At 68.9% G+C, this 19,560-nt stretch carries 20 protein-coding genes; 5 read left to right on the forward strand and 15 right to left on the reverse strand.

What is annotated here, in order from left to right; translation table 11 throughout:
* Positions 1-99: 99 nt before the first annotated feature.
* The 3 genes from A6I89_RS17480 to A6I89_RS17490 form a co-directional block, all read right to left on the reverse strand.
* Entirely contained in the window at positions 100-2,358 is a 2,259-nt protein-coding gene (locus A6I89_RS17480) for a polyribonucleotide nucleotidyltransferase (RefSeq protein WP_022595482.1), read from the reverse strand.
* Between the two features lie 278 nt (positions 2,359-2,636).
* The gene (rpsO, locus tag A6I89_RS17485; protein WP_005513774.1) at positions 2,637-2,906 is read right to left on the reverse strand and encodes a 30S ribosomal protein S15; all 270 of its coding nucleotides are present in this window, start codon (positions 2,904-2,906) and stop codon (positions 2,637-2,639) included.
* A gap of 132 nt (positions 2,907-3,038) precedes the next feature.
* The gene (locus A6I89_RS17490; protein ID WP_013415759.1) at positions 3,039-4,010 is read right to left on the reverse strand and encodes a bifunctional riboflavin kinase/FAD synthetase; all 972 of its coding nucleotides are present in this window, start codon (positions 4,008-4,010) and stop codon (positions 3,039-3,041) included.
* Positions 4,011-4,191: 181 nt separating this feature from the next.
* On the opposite strand from A6I89_RS17490, the gene A6I89_RS17495 reads away from it, so the two are divergent.
* Together A6I89_RS17495 and A6I89_RS17500 are read left to right on the forward strand one after the other, a co-directional pair.
* Positions 4,192-4,869: a metal-dependent transcriptional regulator gene (locus A6I89_RS17495; RefSeq protein WP_005513777.1), complete on the forward strand. Its 678-nt coding sequence runs from the start codon at positions 4,192-4,194 to the stop codon at positions 4,867-4,869.
* 56 nt (positions 4,870-4,925) lie between these two features.
* On the forward strand, positions 4,926-5,336 hold the full coding sequence (locus A6I89_RS17500) for a hypothetical protein (RefSeq protein WP_005513780.1): 411 nt from the start codon (positions 4,926-4,928) through the stop codon (positions 5,334-5,336).
* Between the two features lie 7 nt (positions 5,337-5,343).
* Here A6I89_RS17500 and truB read toward each other — a convergent pair whose 3' ends face one another.
* From truB to rimP, 11 genes are all read right to left on the reverse strand, one after another.
* On the reverse strand, positions 5,344-6,270 hold the full coding sequence (truB, locus tag A6I89_RS17505) for a tRNA pseudouridine(55) synthase TruB (protein WP_022595480.1): 927 nt from the start codon (positions 6,268-6,270) through the stop codon (positions 5,344-5,346).
* Between the two features lie 25 nt (positions 6,271-6,295).
* The gene (gene npt / locus A6I89_RS17510; RefSeq protein WP_013415755.1) at positions 6,296-6,967 is read right to left on the reverse strand and encodes a 4'-phosphopantetheinyl transferase Npt; all 672 of its coding nucleotides are present in this window, start codon (positions 6,965-6,967) and stop codon (positions 6,296-6,298) included.
* A gap of 13 nt (positions 6,968-6,980) precedes the next feature.
* Entirely contained in the window at positions 6,981-7,904 is a 924-nt protein-coding gene (locus A6I89_RS17515; protein WP_044990884.1) for a metallophosphoesterase family protein, read from the reverse strand.
* 4 nt (positions 7,905-7,908) lie between these two features.
* Complete coding sequence (locus tag A6I89_RS17520) at positions 7,909-9,279, reverse strand: MATE family efflux transporter (RefSeq protein ID WP_013415753.1); 1,371 nt, start codon at positions 9,277-9,279, stop codon at positions 7,909-7,911.
* Position 9,280: 1 nt separating this feature from the next.
* Positions 9,281-10,282: a DHH family phosphoesterase gene (locus A6I89_RS17525; protein WP_022595475.1), complete on the reverse strand. Its 1,002-nt coding sequence runs from the start codon at positions 10,280-10,282 to the stop codon at positions 9,281-9,283.
* 12 nt (positions 10,283-10,294) lie between these two features.
* Positions 10,295-10,759, reverse strand: coding sequence for a 30S ribosome-binding factor RbfA (gene rbfA, locus A6I89_RS17530; protein WP_005513786.1), 465 nt, complete (start codon positions 10,757-10,759; stop codon positions 10,295-10,297).
* A 54-nt stretch (positions 10,760-10,813) separates the two neighbouring features.
* Positions 10,814-11,104 (reverse strand): DUF503 domain-containing protein, encoded by a 291-nt coding sequence (locus A6I89_RS17535; RefSeq protein WP_013415751.1) that lies wholly within the window; start codon positions 11,102-11,104, stop codon positions 10,814-10,816.
* A 99-nt stretch (positions 11,105-11,203) separates the two neighbouring features.
* The gene (gene infB, locus A6I89_RS17540; protein ID WP_013415750.1) at positions 11,204-14,062 is read right to left on the reverse strand and encodes a translation initiation factor IF-2; all 2,859 of its coding nucleotides are present in this window, start codon (positions 14,060-14,062) and stop codon (positions 11,204-11,206) included.
* Positions 14,063-14,290: 228 nt separating this feature from the next.
* Complete coding sequence (locus A6I89_RS17545) at positions 14,291-14,605, reverse strand: YlxR family protein (RefSeq protein WP_069854960.1); 315 nt, start codon at positions 14,603-14,605, stop codon at positions 14,291-14,293.
* A 44-nt stretch (positions 14,606-14,649) separates the two neighbouring features.
* On the reverse strand, positions 14,650-15,681 hold the full coding sequence (gene nusA, locus A6I89_RS17550; protein WP_005513790.1) for a transcription termination factor NusA: 1,032 nt from the start codon (positions 15,679-15,681) through the stop codon (positions 14,650-14,652).
* Entirely contained in the window at positions 15,678-16,247 is a 570-nt protein-coding gene (gene rimP / locus A6I89_RS17555; RefSeq protein ID WP_005513791.1) for a ribosome maturation factor RimP, read from the reverse strand. Before rimP ends, nusA begins: the two co-directional genes overlap by 4 nt.
* Positions 16,248-16,473: 226 nt before the next feature.
* On the opposite strand from rimP, the gene A6I89_RS17560 reads away from it, so the two are divergent.
* The 3 genes from A6I89_RS17560 (at position 16,474) to A6I89_RS17570 (ending at position 18,002) form a co-directional block, all read left to right on the forward strand.
* The gene (locus A6I89_RS17560) at positions 16,474-16,968 is read left to right on the forward strand and encodes a hypothetical protein (RefSeq protein WP_226347471.1); all 495 of its coding nucleotides are present in this window, start codon (positions 16,474-16,476) and stop codon (positions 16,966-16,968) included.
* Complete coding sequence (locus tag A6I89_RS17565; protein WP_013415747.1) at positions 16,965-17,411, forward strand: ferritin-like domain-containing protein; 447 nt, start codon at positions 16,965-16,967, stop codon at positions 17,409-17,411. The genes A6I89_RS17560 and A6I89_RS17565 overlap by 4 nt, the downstream gene beginning before the upstream one ends.
* A gap of 102 nt (positions 17,412-17,513) precedes the next feature.
* Positions 17,514-18,002, forward strand: a complete 489-nt coding sequence (locus tag A6I89_RS17570; protein ID WP_041674156.1) for a nuclear transport factor 2 family protein — start codon at positions 17,514-17,516, stop codon at positions 18,000-18,002.
* Here the strand turns inward: A6I89_RS17570 and A6I89_RS17575 are convergent.
* The gene (locus A6I89_RS17575) at positions 17,936-19,447 is read right to left on the reverse strand and encodes an MFS transporter (RefSeq protein WP_022595392.1); all 1,512 of its coding nucleotides are present in this window, start codon (positions 19,445-19,447) and stop codon (positions 17,936-17,938) included. The genes A6I89_RS17570 and A6I89_RS17575 overlap by 67 nt on opposite strands.
* Positions 19,448-19,560: the final 113 nt, after the last annotated feature.

Genomic DNA, 19,560 nt, shown 5'->3' on the forward strand with positions numbered 1-19,560 from the left:
AAGGGGTGGTGAACGTCGATCCACGATACACCGCGGGCCAAACGCCTCGGCCCCGCACGGACGAACCGTGCGGGGCCGAGGCGCAGTGCTGTGACCGGCCTACTCGGCGGGGGCGTCACCCTCGGCGGGGGCGGCGGAGCCTTCCGCAGCATCCTCCACGGGGATCAGCGAGATCTTGCCGCGGTTGTCGATGTCGGCGATCTCGACGCGGAGCTTGGAGCCCACGTTGACGACGTCCTCGACCTTGGCGATCCGCTTGCCGTTGCCCAGCTTGGAGATGTGCACCAGTCCGTCGCGGCCCGGGAGCAGCGAGACGAACGCGCCGAAGGCGGTGGTCTTGACGACCGTGCCCAGGAAACGCTCGCCCACCTTGGGCAGCTGCGGGTTGGCGATGGCGTTGATCTTGTCGATCGCGGCCTGCGCGGACGGACCGTCCGCGGCACCGACGTACACCGTGCCGTCATCCTCGATGGAGATGTTGGCGCCGGTCTCCTCGGTGATCGAGTTGATCATCTTGCCCTTGGGGCCGATGACCTCACCGATCTTGTCCACGGGCACCTTGATGGTGGTGATCCGCGGCGCGTACGGGCTCATCTCGTCCGGGGCGTCGATGGCCTCGGCCATGACCTCGAGGATCGTGGTGCGGGCGTCGTGGGCCTGCGACAGCGCGCCGGCGAGAACCTGCGACGGGATGCCGTCGAGCTTCGTGTCGAGCTGCAGGGCCGTGACGAAGTTCTTGGTGCCCGCAACCTTGAAGTCCATGTCGCCGAAGGCATCCTCGGCACCGAGGATGTCGGTGAGCGCGACGTACCGGGTCTCCCCGTCGACCTCGTCGGAGACCAGGCCCATCGCGATGCCGGCGACGGGAGCCTTGAGCGGCACACCGGCGTTCAGCAGCGACAGCGTCGAGGCGCAGACCGAGCCCATCGAGGTGGAACCGTTGGAGCTCAGTGCCTCCGAGACCTGACGGATCGCGTACGGGAACTCTTCCTGGCTCGGCAGCACCGGCACGAGGGCGCGCTCGGCGAGTGCGCCGTGGCCGATCTCGCGACGCTTCGGCGAACCGACGCGACCGGTCTCACCGGTCGAGTACGGCGGGAAGTTGTAGTGGTGCATGTAGCGCTTGCTGGTCTCGGGACCGAGCGAGTCGACCTGCTGCGCCATCTTGACCATGTCGAGGGTGGTGACACCCATGATCTGGGTCTCGCCACGCTCGAACAGCGCCGAACCGTGGGCCCGCGGGATCACGGCGACCTCGGCGGACAGCGACCGGATATCGGTGATGCCACGGCCGTCGATGCGGAACTGGTCGCGCAGGATGCGCTGGCGCACAAGCTTCTTCGTCAGCGAGCGGAACGCTGCGCCGATCTCCTTCTCGCGCCCCTCGAACTGCGGTGCGACCTGCTCGAGGACCTCGGCCTTGACCTCGTCGGTCTTGTCGTCGCGTTCCTGCTTGCCGGCGATGGACAGCGCCTCGGAAAGCGGAGCGGCCGCAGCCTTCTCCACCGCGGCGTACACGTCGTCCTGGTACGCCGGGAACAACGGGTACTCGCCGGTGGGCTTGGCGGCCTTCTCGGCCAGCGCCTGCTGCGCGCCGCACAGGCTCGCGATGAACGGCTTGGCGGCCTCGAGGCCCTCGGCCACGATCGCCTCGGTGGGCGCCTGGGCGCCACCGTCGATCAGGCTGATGACGTTCTCGGTGGCCTCGGCCTCGACCATCATGATCGCGACGTCACCGGACTCGACCACGCGGCCCGCGACGACCATGTCGAAGACGGCGCTCTCGAGCTGCTCGACGGTCGGGAACGCGACCCACTGGCCCTTCTTGTTCTCCTCCGAGGTGAGCAGCGCAACGCGCACGCCACCGACGGGACCGGAGAACGGCAGACCGGCGATCTGCGTCGACGCGGATGCCGCGTTGATCGCGACGACGTCGTACAGATCCTTGGGATCGAGACTCAGGACCGTGACGACGACCTGGATCTCGTTGCGGAGGCCGTCGACGAACGACGGGCGCAGCGGCCGGTCGATCAGGCGGCAGGTCAGGATCGCGTCGGTGGAGGGACGTCCCTCACGACGGAAGAACGAGCCGGGGATGCGACCCGCGGCGTACATACGCTCCTCGACGTCCACCGTCAGCGGGAAGAAGTCGAAGTGTTCCTTGGGCTGCTTGCTGGCCGAGGTGGCCGACAGCAGCATGGTCTCGTCGTCCAGGTAGGCAACGACGGCGCCGGCGGCCTGCTGCGCGAGGCGCCCGGTCTCGAAACGAACGGTGCGGGTGCCGTAGCTCCCGTTGTCGATGACGGCGGTGGACTCGAACACGCCCTCTTCGACCTCTACTGCGGAATTGTCTGTCATTGCTTCTCTTCTCTTCCCTCTCGTCTTTTGCCGCTCCACATCGGCATGTGCCCGTGGTGGTCGCGGCTGTTCACCCCAGCGCGGAGGCGGCCGTCGATCGAAGCCGGCCGGAACTCGTCCGGATGGCCACTACCGAAGACCGACGCCACGGCTACGGGGACGGGTGGCAGTCGTACACACCCTGGTGGTGCAAACACCGATAGCCAACGAGGCTCAGTCTAAACAGTGCCTCGTTGGCTATCGGTGAGGTCGGCGAAGCGATTCGCCGGACGACCGTCTTATCGGCGCAGGCCGAGACGCTCGATGAGCGAGCGGTAACGGTTGATGTCGACCTTCTGGACGTACTTCAGCAGACGACGACGACGTCCGACCAGCAGCAGCAGGCCGCGGCGGGAGTGGTGGTCGTGCTTGTGCATCTTCAGGTGCTCGGTGAGATCGACGATGCGCTTGGTGAGCATGGCCACCTGCGCCTCCGGCGAACCGGTGTCGGTCTCGTGCAGTCCGTACTCGCCGAGGATCTGCTTCTTCTGCTCGGTGGTCAATGCCACTTGGTGCACTCCTGTAACTGACGTCCGCGTGAAAGGAACCGGATCTCGCAGGTCTCCCCGCACATCCGACGGTGTGGCCGCCGCGAACCGCAGCACACACCAGCGGTAGAGCCTACCAGGCCGCCCAGGCCGTCAACGATCGGCCGCCTCCGCGAGGATGGCGCGGGCCTTCTCGGCGTCGCGGCCCATCTCCTCGATGAGGGCCTCGACCGAGTCGAACTTCTCCATCCCACGCACCCGCTGGACGAAGTCGACCGCCACGTGCTGGCCGTACAGGTCCGCCTCCCGGTCGAGGACGAAGGCCTCCACCGTCCGGGTGCGGCCGGAGAACGTGGGGTTCGTGCCGACCGACACGGCCGCGGCGTACCGCTTGCCGGGTTCGACCGTGCCCTCCACGGGGCCGGGCCCCAGCACCGTGAACCAGGCCGCGTACACGCCGTCGGCAGGAATCGCGGAGTACATCGGCGGCGCGATGTTCGCAGTCGGGAACCCGAGCCCGCGACCACGGCCGTCCCCGTGCACGACGACACCCTCGACGCGGTGCGGGCGCCCCAGAGCCTCGGCGGCCGCCGCGACGTCCCCGGCGTCGACGCACGAGCGGATGTAGGTCGACGAGAAGGTCACCGCGTGCTCCGCGAGCAGGTTCACACCGTCCACCGCGAAGCCGAACCGCGCGCCGGTCCGGCGCAGCAGATCGACGTTCCCGGCCGCTTTGCGTCCGAACGTGAAGTTCTCTCCCACCACGACCTCGGAGACGTGGAGCCGCTCGACGAGGATCTCGTGGACGTACCGCTCGGGCGAGAGTTTCATGAACTCGGTGGTGAACGGCATGACGCAGAAGACGTCGATACCCAGCTCCTCGGCCAGCTCGGCCCGCCGCGGCAGCGTCGTCAACTGCGCCGGATGACTACCCGGCCGCACCACCTCAGCGGGATGCGGATCGAATGTCATCAGGACACTGGGGATTCCACGCTCTCGGGCCGCGTCGACCGCACGGGAAATCAGTTGCGCGTGCCCACGATGCACGCCGTCGAAAACGCCGATCGTCAGGACGCAACGCCCCCAGTCCGCCGGCACATCGTCCAGACCTCGCCATCTCTGCACAGGTGGCAGCCTACGGCCACGGCACACACCGGTCACGTTCGGACCGACCCTGCGGCCCGAATCCGCTGATCATGTTGCGCAATCGCCGAACCGAACAGGAGGTGATGTGTGTCCCACGTGACGGTTGCCTAAGCTCGTAACCGTGGCCACGCAGAAATCAGACGCACCCGCACCGAGCGAGGTGACGCACCCGGAGACCTTGTCGTCGGTGGCACAGGACTACCTCAAGGTCATCTGGACCGTCCAGGAATGGTCTCGGGAGCGGGTGTCGACCAAGCTCCTCTCGGAGCGGATCGGCGTCTCCGCCTCCACCGTCTCCGAAGCCATCCGGAAGCTGTCCGACCAGGGACTGGTCGATCACGCCCGGTACGGGTCGATCGCCCTCACGGACGCCGGCCGCTCGGCCGCGGTGTCCATGGTGCGCCGACACCGGTTGATCGAGACGTTCCTCGTGAACGAGCTCGGCTACGGGTGGGACGAGGTCCACGACGAGGCCGAGGTCCTCGAACATGCGGTGTCCGACCGGATGATCGACCGGATCGACGCCAAGCTCGGCTTCCCCGAACGCGATCCGCACGGTGATCCCATCCCGTCAGCGGACGGATCGGTGCCCACTCCCCCGGCGCGGCAACTGAGCGACTACCAGGACGGCGAGTCCGGGCGGGTCGCCCGGATCTCCGACGCCGATCCGGCGATGCTCCGCTACTTCGATTCCGTCGGCATCGCACTCGACACCGACATCACGGTGATCGAGCGGCGCGACTTCGCGGGCACCGTGTCGATTCGGCTCGGCACCGACCCCGCCACCGGCAACGTCGACCTCGGCAACCCTGCGGCACAAGCCATCTGGCTGGTCTAGGCTCGGTTCACGCACGCCGCGACCGAGGCGGGCAACCGATCGAGACGAGGTCCGCGATGAGCACAGCCCTCCGCCGAACCGCCCGCATCGCCGCAGCACTGGGCGCTACCGCCGCCGTCGCCCTGGCTGGGACCGGGACCGCGTCGGCGGACGAGTGGCCGACGCCCCCGCCGTATCCCAGCCCGCTGGCACCGTTCGACTACGACGGTTTCCTCACCCCCACCGATCTGGACTACTGGAACCCGTTCGTCAGCGCGAACCGGCTGACGTCGCCGTTCGGCACCGACACTCGCATCGTGTGCACCGGTTTCCACGGCGTCCTGCTCGAGTGCTGGCAGGCCGACCGCGAGGGGAACCCGCACAAGCTCACCAAGCTCGCACAGGACTATCCCGGATCGCTCGGGGCAGGGCTGCCCGGCGGCGGGCCCGGCCACTTCGTCTATCCCGGTTTCGTCCCGGGGAGCTGACGACCCGCTACCGCAGCGTCGCGGGGCGCACGACCATCACCGAACTGGCTCGCTTACCGCGCTCCTGGATGAGTGCGATCGTGTGGCCACTCGGGTCGATGGCGGCGTAGATCTCCTTGCGGCCGATCGGCTCGAGCCAGCGTCCCTGACTGATCGACTCGGCCTCCGCGGCGCTGATCTGCCTGTGCGGGAACGCGGTCTGGGCGGCCTGGTCGATGTCGAGGCTGACGGCAGGGTCCTCGGCCAACTGCTCGAGCGTGCGGGCGTGCTCGAGCGTGAACGGCCCGACGCTCGTGCGGCGCAGCGCGGTCAGGTGCCCGCCGACGCCGAGCGCAGCGCCCAGGTCCCGCGCGAGCGCGCGGATGTAGGTGCCCGACGAGCAGTCGACGTCGACGTCGAGGTCCACGAAGCCGCCCGAATCCCCGGGGACGTCGCGGCGGGCCAGCACGTCGAAGCGTGACACCGTCACCGGACGCGCCGCGAGGGTCACCTCCTCGCCCGCCCGGATCAGTGCGTGCGCGCGCTGCCCGTCGACCTTGATCGCGCTGACGCTCGCGGGCACCTGCTGGATGTCACCCGTCAACTTCGCGATCTCGGCGGCAATCTGCTCGTCGGTGACGGCCGATGCGTCGGCGGTCGTGAGCACCTCGCCCTCGGCGTCGTCCGTCGTCGTGGCCTGGCCCAACCGGATCGTGGCGGAATACGACTTGGTGGTCAGCGCCAGCAGGCCGAGCAGCTTGGTGGCCCGCTCGACACCGAGGATCAGCACACCGGTGGCCATCGGATCGAGGGTGCCGGCATGCCCGACCTTGCGGGTGTTCAGCAGCTTCCGACACCGCGAGACCACGTCGTGGCTGGTCATGCCGGCTTCCTTGTCGACGATCAGCAGACCGGCGCCGACGAGACCGGAAAACGGTTTTTGAGACTTGGGCACGTGATGCGATTCTGCCAGCCGCCGGTCAGCTCACCGAAATTGCCGTGACGATCAAGCCGTCCGAGACGATCCAGCGGCCGTCGAAACTCGCGAGCGGCGCGCCGCCGTCCGTCGTGTCGCCCGGCACCAGCAGACGGGAACGGAACGTCCCGCCGATCCCGTCGGTGCTCTCGGCGCCCGCCGTGAAGGTGATGTGGGCGTCCTCGAAGCCGAGCCAGCGACCGGTGAGCGGGAACCACGCCTTGTAGGTGGCCTCCTTGGCGCAGAACAGAAGCCTGTCCCAGTGCACCGGCGCCGGTTCGGCCGACGTCAACCACTCACGCTCCGCGGGCAGGCTCACCGCGTCGAGGACACCGTTCGGCAGTGGGCCGTTCGGTTCCGCGTCGATACCGACGCTGCGGACCTGCATCGCGTACCCGAGCACTGCGGCGCGGTAGCCGTCGCAGTGGGTCAGGCTTCCCACGACGCCCCGTGGCCACACCGGAGACCCCTTGTCGCCCCGCAGGATCGGTGCCGGTTCGACGCCCAGGTCGGCCATCGCGAGGCGCGCGCAGTGGCGGGCGCCGATGAACTCGCGCCGACGCTTCTCGACCGCCTTCGCGATCAGCGATTCCTCCTGCGGGTGCGGTTGCAGGCCGGGCGGGTCCTCGAACAGTTCCGCGGACGCGACGCCGGCGGGCAGAATGCGCTCGATCAATCCAACTCCCCTGTCAGCGCTGTGCGCGCATGCGTTCGTACTCGGCTTCCTGCTCGGCGGTGATCCGGAAATGGCCGCCGAACTTGTTGAGCGTGCCGGGCGCGTACTCGGGCACCGGCAGAATCTGCCGGAGCAGTTTGTCCGGCAGCCCGCGCCGCTGCCACTCGCGCGGGTAGCCGAGCGAGACCTCCTCGAAGCGGACGCCGTCGTAGTAGGTGGTGCGCGGGATGTGCAGGTGGCCGTAGACGCAACACGCAGCGTTGTAGCGGGTGTGCCAGTCGGCAGTTTCGGTGGTGCCGCACCACAGCGCGAACTCCGGGTAGTAGAGCACCTCGGTGGGCTGACGCACGAGCGGGAAATGGTTGATCAGGATCGTCGGGATCGACAGGTCCAGAGCGTCGAGCCTCGCACGGGTCTCCGCGAGGCGGGCACGGCACCACGCATCGCGCGTCGCGTAGGGCTCGGACGAGAGCAGGAACTCGTCGGTGGCGACGACGTTCTTATCACGGGCGATCCGTAGACCGTCGGTCTTGTCGGTGGCGCCGTCGGGAAGAAAGCTGTAGTCGTACAGCAGGAACATCGGGACCACCGTGGCGGGGCCGCCGTCGCCCTCCCACACCGGATACGGATCCTCGGGGGTGAGGACGCCGATCTCGCGGCACATGTCGACCAGGTAGTCGTAGCGAGCCTTGCCGTGCATCTGCACGGGATCCTTGGCCGTGGTCCACAGCTCGTGGTTGCCGGGCACCCAGATCACCTTCGCGAAGCGACTCCTCAGCAGGGTCAACGCCCAGCGGATGTCGTCGGCCTTCTCGGATACGTCACCGGCGACGATCAGCCAGTCGTCGGGCGACTCCGGGTAGATCTCCTCGGTGATCGGGCGATTGCCCCGGTGCCCGACGTGTGTGTCGCTCACCGCCATCAGTTTCCCTGCCACACCACTACCCTTTCGCCTCCTGCAGCTGGCGGTCGGAGCCCCCGACGGCCCAACGTCCCGATGCGGTCCGCCACAACACCGTCAGCATCCGCAACACCATGAACACGGTAAGCCCCAGCCAGATTCCGGCGAGGCCCCACTCCCACGCGAGCGACGACCAGATGAGCGGCAGAAAGCCGATCAGCGCGCAGGCCAGCGTGGCGGTCCGCAGGAAGGCGGCGTCGCCGGCCCCGAGGAGTACGCCGTCCAGCGCGAACACGATTCCGGCCACCGGCATGATGCCGACGAAGAACCACCACGCAACGGAGGTCTGGTCCAGCACCGCCGGGTCGTCGGTGAAGAACGTCGGGATCAGGGTTGCCCCGGCCGCGAACACCAGCGCCAGGACGGTCGCGAACACCGCCGACCAGCGCGTCACCCGCCAGGCCAGCCGGTTCGCGCCGCGCACGTCGCTGCGCCCGAGCGCGGCTCCGACGAGGGTCTGGGCGGCGATCGCGAGCGAATCGAGCGTCAACGCCACGAAGTTCCACAGCTGCAGCACCACCTGGTGGGCGGCGACGGATGCCGCCCCGAAGCGGGATGCGACGGCCGCGGCGGACAGGAAGCACGCCTGGAACGCGAGGCTCCGCAGGATCAGATCACGGCCGAGCACCATCTGCGCCCGCATCACCGTCCAGCTGGGACGCAGCGGCACCCGGGCACGCAACAACGCGACACCGAACAGCGCCGCCGACGTCGCCTGGCCCGCGACGTTGGCGACCGCCGAGCCCTCCAGTTCCCAGCGCGGCGCACCGGCCACACCGTGGACGAGCAGCACACACAGGACCGCGGAGACCGCCTGACCGACGAGCACGAAGCCCAGCGGCCGCATCGTGTTCTGTACTCCCCGCATCCAGCCGTTGCCGGCCATCGCGACGAGGATCAGCGGCGCCCCGAACACGGCGATCCGCAGCCACCGTTCCGCCGCGGCCGCGATCTCGCCGTCCCCGGCGATCAGCGACGTGACCGGACCCGCGAGGACCTGCACCGCGACCACCAGGACCGCGCCGATCCCGAGCGCGAGCCACGTCGCCTGTACACCCTCCCGGACCGCGTCCCGTTCACGCCCGGCGCCGTGCAGGCGCGACGCCCGGGCGGTCGTGCCGTAGGACAGGAAGGTCAACTGCGTGCTCACCTGCGCGAGGACGAGGCCGCCGACGGCGAGACCGGCGAGCGCGAGGGCCCCGAGCCGTCCCACGATCGCGATGTCGAGGAGTAGATAGAGCGGTTCGGCCGCCAGGACACCCAGCGCGGGTACGGCGAGACCGAGGATCCGGCGCGGGCCCGCGTCGGCCGGCCCGCGTTCGTGCGGGGTGCGGTGATCGGCGCCGGTCAAGTCAGCCGAGGGTCTCACGCAGCGCGGTGATCGCGGACTCGACGGCGCCGGTCGCGGTGTAGCCGGCGGCGAAGCGGTGTCCGCCACCGCCGAGATGCTCGGCTACCGCCGACACGTCCACGGTGTCCTTCGACCGCAGCGACACCGACCACGATCCGGGGGTGGACTCCTTGAAGACGGCGGCGACCTCCGCCTCCGCGGTGGTGCGCACGATGTCGATCACGCTCTCGACCTCTTCCGAGCCGAGCCCGTCCGAGTCGGTGCAGCGGATGACGGCATGAACCAGGCCGCGACCGTCGGCGGCGTCGGGCACCAGCACGGCGGACGACAGCACGGCGCCCAGCATCGGCAACCAACCGAACGGGTGGGTGTCGAGCAGGCGACGCGCGATGCCGGGCCCGTCGATCCCGGTCGCGAGCAGGCGCTCGGCGAGTTCGTGGGTGCCCGGCTGGACCCACCGGAAGGAGCCGGTGTCGGTGACCAGACCCGCGTACAGGCAGTGGGCGAGGTCGGCGTCGATCTCGACGCCCCACAGGTCGAACAGGCGGGCCAGCACCGCCGTCGTCGCCTCCGCGGAGTCGTCGATCAGGTCGAACGTCCCGTAGCGGGTGTTCGACCGATGATGGTCGATCACGAGTGAGCGCCGGGCGCCGCCGAGTCTGGACGCGAGGGCGCCGAGACGCCCGGCGCTACCGCAGTCCACCGTCACGAGCAGATCCACGGACTCGTCGACGGCGTCCGCCGGGACCAAGAGGTCCGTGCCCGGCAGTCCTGCCATCGACACCGGCAGTCGATCCGGGGACGCGAACGACACCTGCACCGGAATCCCCTTGCGCATGAGCACGATTCCGAGCGCGAGCCCGCTGCCGATGGTGTCGGCGTCAGGCTGGACGTGACACAGGACGGTCACGGACGACGCGCCCTCCAGCACCTCGATCGTCTCCTGCAGCGGCAGGGGCTGTGACGCGAGGGCCGGGGGCGCGGTTTCCGGGCAGTGAGTCATGACGGTCTCGGGTCAGGCGTCCTCGTCGGCCGCGTCGTCGCCGGCCGCACGGGGCTCTTTGTACGGGTCGGCGTCGCCGGCCGGCGACGCGTTCTCCCGCGCTCGGGCCACCGCGTCGTCCGCGGCACGCGCCCGGGCGAGGAGTTCCTCCATGTGCCGGGCCGTGTCCGGCACCGTGTCGGCGACAAAGGTCAGCGTCGGTGTGAACCGGACGCCGGTGCCCGCGCCGACCTTGGACCGCAGCACACCCTTGGCCTTCTCCAGACCCGCAGCAGCGCCGGCCAGGTCCGGTTCGGTGTCGATGTTCTCGCCCATCACGGTGTAGTACACCGTGGCGTCGTGCAGGTCGGCCGTCACCTTCGCGTCGGTGATGGTCACGAAGGCAAGACGCGGGTCCTTGATCTCGTGGTCGATCGCCGTCGCGACGATCGTGCTGATGCGCTTCGCGAGCCTGCGTGCGCGTGCAGGATCTGCCATGGCAATCAGTCTCCTCTCCAGGATTTCTCCAGCGTCGCCCCGCGCCGGTCCGTTTCAGTCTTCGGGGCCGAAAATTCTTCGTCGAACCGCAAGTAGTTGCAGCTCGGGTCGTCCGGCGACGTGCCGCTCGCATTGATCGAGCACCTCGTGGACGTGTCCCACCCCTGAACTTGCCACGGCGACACCGATCAGCGCCCGCCGGTAGCGGTCGTGTTCGCCTGTCTCCGCGGCAGACACCCCATAGCGTCGCAGTTCGGTCAGGACCGGTCGCACCAGCGACCGCTTCTCCTTCAATGACCGCACATCGCCGAACAGGATGTCCATCTCGAGCGCGCCGAGAAACACCAGTCCTCCCTCCGGTGTGGGACATGTCGATCCCCGGCAGAGCCGGAGTGTCCCTCCCCGGTGGCACGAGGCCACCGGGGAGGGACACGTTCGGAGCGACTAGTCCCGCGGCTTCTCGCGAAGCTCGTAGGCCTCGATCACGTCGCCGACCTTGATGTCGGAGTACGTGACGGTCAGACCACACTCGTAGCCTTCGCGAACCTCGGTCGCGTCGTCCTTCTCCCGCTTGAGCGAGGAGATGGTGACGGTCTCGGCAATCACCTTGTTGTCGCGCAGCAGACGTGCCTTCGCGTTGCGACGGATGATGCCCGAGGTGACGAGGCAGCCGGCGATGTTTCCGACCTTCGAGGACCGGAACATCGCGCGGATCTCGGCCTTGCCGAGCTCCACCTCTTCGTAGATCGGCTTGAGCATGCCCTTGAGGGCCTTCTCGACCTCGTCGATCGCCTGGTAGATCACCGAGTAGTACCGGATGTCGACGCCCTCGCGGTTCGCCAGCTCCGTCGCCTTGCCCTCGGCACGGACGTTGAAGCCGATGATGATCGCGTTGGACGCGGACGCCAGGTTGACGTTGGTCTCGGTGATGCCACCGACACCGCGGTCGATCACGCGCAGCTGCACCTCGTCGTCGATCTCAATCCCCATGAGGGCCTCTTCCAGCGCCTCGACGGTGCCGGAGTTGTCGCCCTTGAGGATGAGGTTGAGCTCGTTGTGCTCCTTGAGCGCGGCATCCAGATCTTCCAGGCTGATGCGCTTACGGCTGCGGGCAGCGAGCGCGTTGCGCTTGCGTGCATTACGCCGGTCGGCGATCTGGCGGGCGATCCGGTCCTCGTCGACCACGAGCAGGTTGTCGCCTGCGCCGGGGACCGACGTGAAGCCGACGACCTGGACGGGACGCGAAGGCAGAGCCTCTTCCACGTCGTCGCCGTGCTCGTCGATCATGCGACGGACGCGGCCGTAGGCATCGCCCGCGACGATCGAGTCGCCGACCCGCAGCGTGCCGCGCTGGATGAGCACGGTCGCGACGGGGCCGCGACCCCGGTCGAGGTGCGCCTCGATGGCGACACCCTGGGCGTCCATGTCCGGGTTGGCCCGCAGATCCAGAGCGGCATCCGCGGTCAGCAGCACCGCTTCCAGGAGGGCATCGATGTTGGTGCCCTGCTTGGCGGAGATGTCGACGAACATGGTGTCGCCGCCGTACTCCTCGGTGACCAGCCCGTACTCGGTCAGCTGCTGACGGATCTTGTCCGGGTTCGCGCCTTCCTTGTCGATCTTGTTCACCGCGACCACGATCGGCACGTCGGCCGCCTGGGCGTGATTGATCGCCTCCACCGTCTGCGGCATGACGCCGTCGTCGGCTGCGACGACGAGGATCGCGAGGTCGGTCGCCTTCGCACCACGCGCACGCATGGCCGTGAAGGCCTCGTGACCCGGGGTGTCGATGAACGTCACCAGGCGCTCGTTGCCGTCCAGCTCCGTGAGGACCTGGTAGGCGCCGATGTGCTGGGTGATGCCACCGGCCTCGCCCTCGCGGACGTTGGCCTTGCGGATCGTGTCGAGCAGGCGGGTCTTGCCGTGGTCGACGTGACCCATGACGGTGACCACCGGCGGACGCGACGCGAGATCCGTCTCGTCGCCTTCGTCCTCGCCGTAGGTGAGGTCGAACGACTCGAGCAGCTCGCGGTCCTCGTCCTCCGGGCTGACGACCTGGACGACGTAGTTCATCTCGCCGCCGAGCAGCTCCAGCGTCTCGTCGTTGACCGACTGAGTCGCCGTGACCATCTCGCCGAGGTTGAACAGCGCCTGCACGAGTGCTGCGGGGTTCGCGTCGATCTTGTCCGCGAAGTCCGACAGCGACGCGCCGCGGGCGAGACGGATGGTCTCGCCGTTGCCACGGGGCAGCCGGACGCCGCCGACTGCGGGCGCCTGCATGCTCTCGTACTCGGCGCGCTTCGCCCGCTTCGACTTACGGCCACGACGCGGGGCGCCACCGGGGCGACCGAACGCACCGGCTGCACCGCCACGACCACCGGGACGACCGCCGCCGCCACCGGGACGACCGCGGAAGCCACCGGGAGCGCCGCCACCTGCACCTGCACCTGCGGGAGCACCACCGGGGGCGCCGCCGCCGCGGTAGCCACCGCCACCGCCGCCGGGACGACCGCCCGGAGCACCGGGACGACCGCCACCGGGACGACCGGCGCCGGGCGCCGGGCGGGCAGCACGCTGCGGCATTGCACCCGGGTTCGGGCGCGGAGGCATCGAGCCGGGGCTGGGGCGGGGACCGCCCTGGCCGGGAGCCGGACGCGGACCACCGGGGCCGGCGGCCGGACGCGGCGCACCGGGCACGCCGGGACGCGGCGCACCACCCTGCGGGCCGGGTCGCGGACCACCCGGACGCGGCGCACCGGGAGCCGGCCGCGGCGCGGGGCGCTCGGCCGGGGCCGACGAGTACGGGTTGTTACCGACGCGCGGCGGCTTGGGGCCGGGGCGCGGACCGCCGGGCTTGGGGCCGGCCGGGGCCGCTGACGCAGCCGGAGCGGCCGGAGCCTGCGCCGCAGGAGCCTGCGGGGCGGGCTTGGGACCCGGCGTGGGTGCCGGTCCCGGACGCGGTCCGGGGGCGGCCTGGGCGGCCGGTGCGCTCGGTGCGGCGGGAGCCGCAGGAGCGGGCGCCGCGGGGGCGGCCGGTGCCGGCTTGGGGCCGGGGCGCGGGGCACCCGGCTTGGGGGCGGAAGCTCCGGTAGCACCGGGCTTCGCCGACGGACGCGGCGATTCGCCACCCTCGGGCTTCGCGTTCGCCGACGGGAAGGACTCCCGCAGACGACGCGCGACCGGGGCCTCGACCGTCGAGGACGCCGACTTCACGAACTCGCCCTGCTCCTTGAGCCGTGCGAGTAGTTCCTTGCTTGTGACACCGAGTTCTTTCGCCAACTCGTGCACGCGGGCCTTGCCTGCCACTGCTCTCCTCTACTGAGAGGTCGAGCGAGCGACTGTTGCCCGCACGACCTCGGTTATCTCCGATGGACGTTCATCGCTGGTGCTTCACGGTGTGCTCATGAGTGCTTGTGCCTGTTCTCTGAGGTACTGCTCGACATTCTCGAGTGATGTTGCAACTCGAGAGGTCTCGAGTGGTACTGCGTCCCGCGTTATCCCTGCCCGGGGTCGGACAGGTTTCGAGTGAGCCGCCTACGACAACTCGGTGGTCTCGACCAACCGGTCGAGTTCCGAGGAGTCCAGACTTCCGGACACCCGCAGCGCTCTGCCGAATGCTCGGCGCCGTCCTGCTTCGCTCAGGCATTTCGGATCGCGATGCAACCATGCGCCGCGCCCCGGAAGCCGTCGCCGAGGATCGGGCGTGAGAGCGAATCCGCCGGATTCGAGTTCACGCGCCACAACCCTGAGCAGGTCGGTGGCCAGCCCTTTCCGCCTACAGCCGACGCATGTGCGCTCCGGAACATTGCCCCGGACACGCGTCGACACAGACAGTTCACGCTGAACCATCGACCACTCTACCGCTGTATCGCCGTGAATTGCGCATCCCGTTTCTAAGCACCTGTCGTTTCGCTACCGACCTGTGACTCGGGACCCGGTGCCGCGTCGCTACGGATGTCGATCCGCCAGCCGGTCAACCGCGCAGCCAGGCGTGCGTTTTGCCCTTCCTTTCCGATCGCCAGCGACAGCTGGAAATCGGGGACGACCACCCGCGCCGCACGAGCCTCGGGGTCGACGACAGTGACGGACACCACTTTCGACGGCGAGAGCGCGTTACCGACGAACTTCGCCGGATCCTCGTCGTAGTCGATGATGTCGATCTTCTCACCGGCGAGTTCGCTCATGACGTTCCGAACGCGCTGGCCCATCGGTCCGATGCATGCGCCCTTCGCGTTCAGACCGGGCACGCGCGAGTGGACCGCGATCTTCGATCGGTGGCCGGACTCGCGAGCGACCGCGACGATCTCGACGGACCCGTCGGCGATCTCGGGGACCTCAAGCGCGAACAGTTTCCGCACCAGGTTCGGGTGCGTGCGCGACAGCGTGATCTGCGGTCCGCGCTGTCCACGGGAGACACCGACCACATAGCACTTGATCCGGTCACCGTGCTCGTAGGTCTCCCCCGGGACCTGCTCGGCCGGCGGGATCAGGCCCTCGGCACCGTTGGCCTCGCTGCCGATCCGGACCACGACCATGCCGCGCGCGTTGGCGCGGGTGTCGCGCTGGATCACGCCACCGACGATCTCGCCCTCGTGCGTGGCGAACTCACCGAAGCTGCGCTCGTGCTCGGCATCGCGCAGTCGCTGCAGGATCACCTGACGGGCCGTGGTGGCGGCGATGCGCCCGAACCCCTCCGGAGTGTCGTCCCATTCCTCGCCCACCTGATTGCCGTCGGAATCGACGTCGCGAGCCATGACCCGGACGACACCGGACTTGGTGTCCACGTCGATGCGAGCGTGCGGCTGATGGCCCTCGGTGTGGCGGTACGCCGTCAGCAGAGCCGTCTCGATCGCGGCGATGATGGTGCCCGCAGAGATTCCCTTGTCCGCTTCGATAGCGCGCAGCGCTGCGATGTCGATATTCACTTGTCCGACCCTTCTTCGTTCTCTTCGTTCGACGCTTCCACGTCCGCAGGCGCGACCCGACCCTCGGGGATTCCTCCCGCGAGCTCGAGTTCCTTCGCGTCCGGGCGCGAGAACTCCACCTGCACAACAGCTTTCTTGACATCCGCGAGTTCCACCCGGCGCACGACCGGACCGCCCTTCGCTTTCACGACGAGGTCGACGCCGCCGTCGGTGAGCCGGCCGACCCGGCCGGTCACCGATTCCTCCGCGAGCTCGACGAGAACCTTGCGGCCCTGCGCACGGCGCCAGTGCCGCCCCTCGGTGAGCGGTCGGTCGATCCCGGGCGAGGTCACCTCGAGCGTGTACGGCGACTCCCCGAAGTCGGACGCCGCGTCGAAGACATCCGAGATGACGTGGCTGAGGCGGGCAACCTCGTCGAGCTCGAGCCCCGAATCGCTGTCGACCATGACGCGCACCGAACTGTGTCGACCCGCGAGCGTGATCGTGACATCCTCGAGGTCGTAGCCCTCACGCCCGATGGGATCGGCGAGAAGCTCGACCACTCTCTCCCTCGACGGCACCGGCATCTGGGACGCTCCTCGCTTCAGTTGTGGTCATCGCTGACGTGCGGCGATCATGTTCGAGCACCGCCCTCGGCGAAGCACGACAAGACACACCACCGGGTGGACTGTGGAGCCTCAAGGGTATCGCGCCGCGGAAGTCGTCGTGACCGCCCGGGTGGACGCGGCCCGACGTCGTCCGCGCGCTGAGCTCGATGCCGCCGATCGAGCACCGGACTGGCACGATGATCACGTGCGAACGACCTTCCTCACCACCCCGCTGTCGCGGCGCGCGGCCTTGCGCGCCGCAGGCGGCGCCGCGCTGGGAACCACCGCGCTCACCCTGATCACCGGTTGCTCGGATCCCGGCGACGCCGACACCCCGGCAGAGGTGGATGCGCTCACGGAGCAGGCGCGGCTCGCGCGCCGCGACGCCGCGAACGCGACGGCCACGATCGCCGGCCGCCCCGACCTCGCGGCCGCTCTCGGCGTCATCGCGGCGGAACGGACAGCCCACGCGGACGCACTGGACGAGGAGATCGCGCGGGCGGCGAGCACGCCACCGTCGTCGACGACCACCACGCCGCCCGCCGCCGCGCCGGTCCCCATCGATCAGCTCAGGGCCGACCTGGCCTCGGCTCAGCGAGACGCCGGCAAACTCGCCCGGACCCAGTCCGGGTATCGCGCCGGTCTCCTCGGTTCGATCAGCGCCGCGTGCGCCGCACAGCAGGTGGTGTTGTTGCCGTGAGTTCCACCAGTCCAGGGCCCGAACAGCAGGCCCTGCTCGACGCGCTGCAGGCCGAGTACGCGGCCGTGTTCGCGTACGGCATCGTCGCCGCCTTCTCCAACACCAATCGCACGGACCTCGTCGCCGCGAACACCGCGGCCCACCGCGCCCGCCGCGACGCCACGCTCGACGCGCTGGCCGCCGCCGACGTCGACGCGCCGGAGCCGGAGGCCGGCTACACGATTCCGTTCGCCGTGACGGACCCCGTCTCCGCCGCACAACTGGCGGCACAGGTCGAAACCGACACCGCCGCCGCCTGGCTGTCGGTCGTCGAACGCAGCCGATCCGAGCACACCCGCGAGGTGGGCGTCACCGCACTCACCGAGGCGGCAGTGCGCGCGGCGAACTGGCGCGCGATCCTCGGAGAAGCGCCCGCGACGACGGCATTCCCGGGCCGAGCCTGAGTCCACCACCGGCGTTCTCCACTGAGCGGGAAAGCCTCGCGCGAATCGTCTTGCAGCCCCTAGGTTCTGTGACACAGATCGCAACCGAGAGGAAACCCCGTGATGACGGAACGCTCCATCGAACAACGCCTCGACGACCTCGAACGGATCGAGGCCATCAAGGCACTCAAGCACCGCTACCTGCGAGCATGCGACGCGAAGGACGCGGACACCTTCCGCGCCTGCTTCATCGACCGCGGCGCCCTGATCGACTACGGCCCGCTCGGCAAGTTCGACGACGCCGACCCCATCGCCGAGGTCTTCCGCAACATCGCACTCCAGAAGGTCGACGGTAGGAACGTCATCCTCGACATGCATCACGCCTTCCACCCCGACATCACGCTCCGCAGCGACGAACTGGCGGAAGGCAAGTGGACACTCGCCTTCCGCCAGGTCAACCTCATCGACAACACCGAGACCGTTCGCTCCATCGAGTACGTCGACGAATACGTCGTCGAGAACGGCGAATGGAAGATGTCGAAGTGTCAGTCGATCACACTGTGGTCGATGACCCGCCCACTCGCCGACGGCACCGTCGTCACCGAAGGCTGATCCGCACCTTCCGACTCCGCGGCTCGCCGCGGTGGCATCAGTGCTGCCGCGGCGACCGCCACCGCCACGAACCCCGCCCCCACGTACAGCGCCGGTGCCAGCGCGTCCGTGTACCCGGCCGGCGTGAGACTGCCACCCGCCCCGAGGAACACGGCGGTCAGGATCGCGATACCGAGCGCCACGCCCACCTCACGCAACGTCGAGTTGATCGAGCTGGCCGTCGCGTGATCGGCTTCCCTCATGTCCGCCAGCACCGCCGTCGCCGTGGGCGCGAAGGTCAATCCCATTCCGACACCGGCCATCACGAATGCCGGGACGAGACTGGGGTACTGCACCCCGGGCTCGATCAGCCCGGCCATCCACACCAGCGACAATCCCTGCAGTACCAGTCCGGTCACCAGCAGCGCCCGCAATCCCACGCGAGGCGCGAGCAGACCCGCGATCGGCGCGACCACCATCGGCGCCGCCGTCCACGGCAGTGTCCGCAGTCCCGCCGCGAAGGGGCTGTACCCGGACACGATCTGCAGGTACTGCGACAGCAGGAACACCGCGCCCATCATGCCGAGAGTGAATGTCAGCGCAATGACGTTCGCGAGAGAGAACTGCCGGGACCGGAACAACCGCAGCGGCATCACCGGGAACTCGGCCCGCCACTCCCGCACCGCGAAGGCCACCAGCAGCAGCACCGCAGCGACGAGGGTGCCGAGCACCGACACGCTGGTCCAGCCGTCGTCGTTGCCGTGCACGATCCCCCACACTCCGAGGAACACCGCCCCTCCGGAGAGCAGCACGCCCATCGGATCGAGCGGCTGCCGCGGGCCCGTCGACTCCCGCAGCGCGTAGAGCACCAGGGGCACCGCCAGTGCCGCAACCGGGACATTGAGCCAGAACACTGCCTGCCACGAGACCCCGTCCACCACGGCACCACCGACGACGGGACCGAGCGCGACGCCGAGTCCGGAAACTCCACCCCACACCCCGATGGCGAGAGCGCGCTTCGCGATCGGAACGGCACCCGCGAGCAGAGTCAGCGAGAGCGGCATGACCGCGGCGGCACCGACTCCCTGGACCGCCCGGGCCGCGATGAGCATCTCCGGGCTGGTCGAGAGAGCAGACGCGATCGACGCGGCCGTGAACACCGCTATGCCCCAGAGGAATACGCGACGGCGACCGAGCCGGTCGCCGAGCGTGGACAGCGACAACATGAGCGTCGCGAAGGCCAGCGTGTAGGCGTTCATGAACCACTGCAGCTGGCCGACCGACGCATCGAGATCGTCGCGGATGACCGGCAGGGCGCTGGTCATCACGAGGTTGTCGAGCGTCGCCATGAACATCGGGACCGAGGCGGCGACGATGGCCAGCCAGACGGGTACCGACCGGGCACGCGGCGGCACGGCGGCCGGTTCGGAAGACGGTGGATCGAGTGGATCGGAGAGGGTCGTCATGTCGGCTCCTGAGGCCTGAGGACGGAATCGGCGTGGATCTGTCGAGCGGAGATGTACCGGAAACCACGTTTGTAAGCATCGAATGATTACTTAACTTCGTCGACGCTAGTTAT

The organism is Prescottella equi, from assembly GCF_002094305.1.
Classification (GTDB): domain Bacteria; phylum Actinomycetota; class Actinomycetes; order Mycobacteriales; family Mycobacteriaceae; genus Prescottella; species Prescottella equi.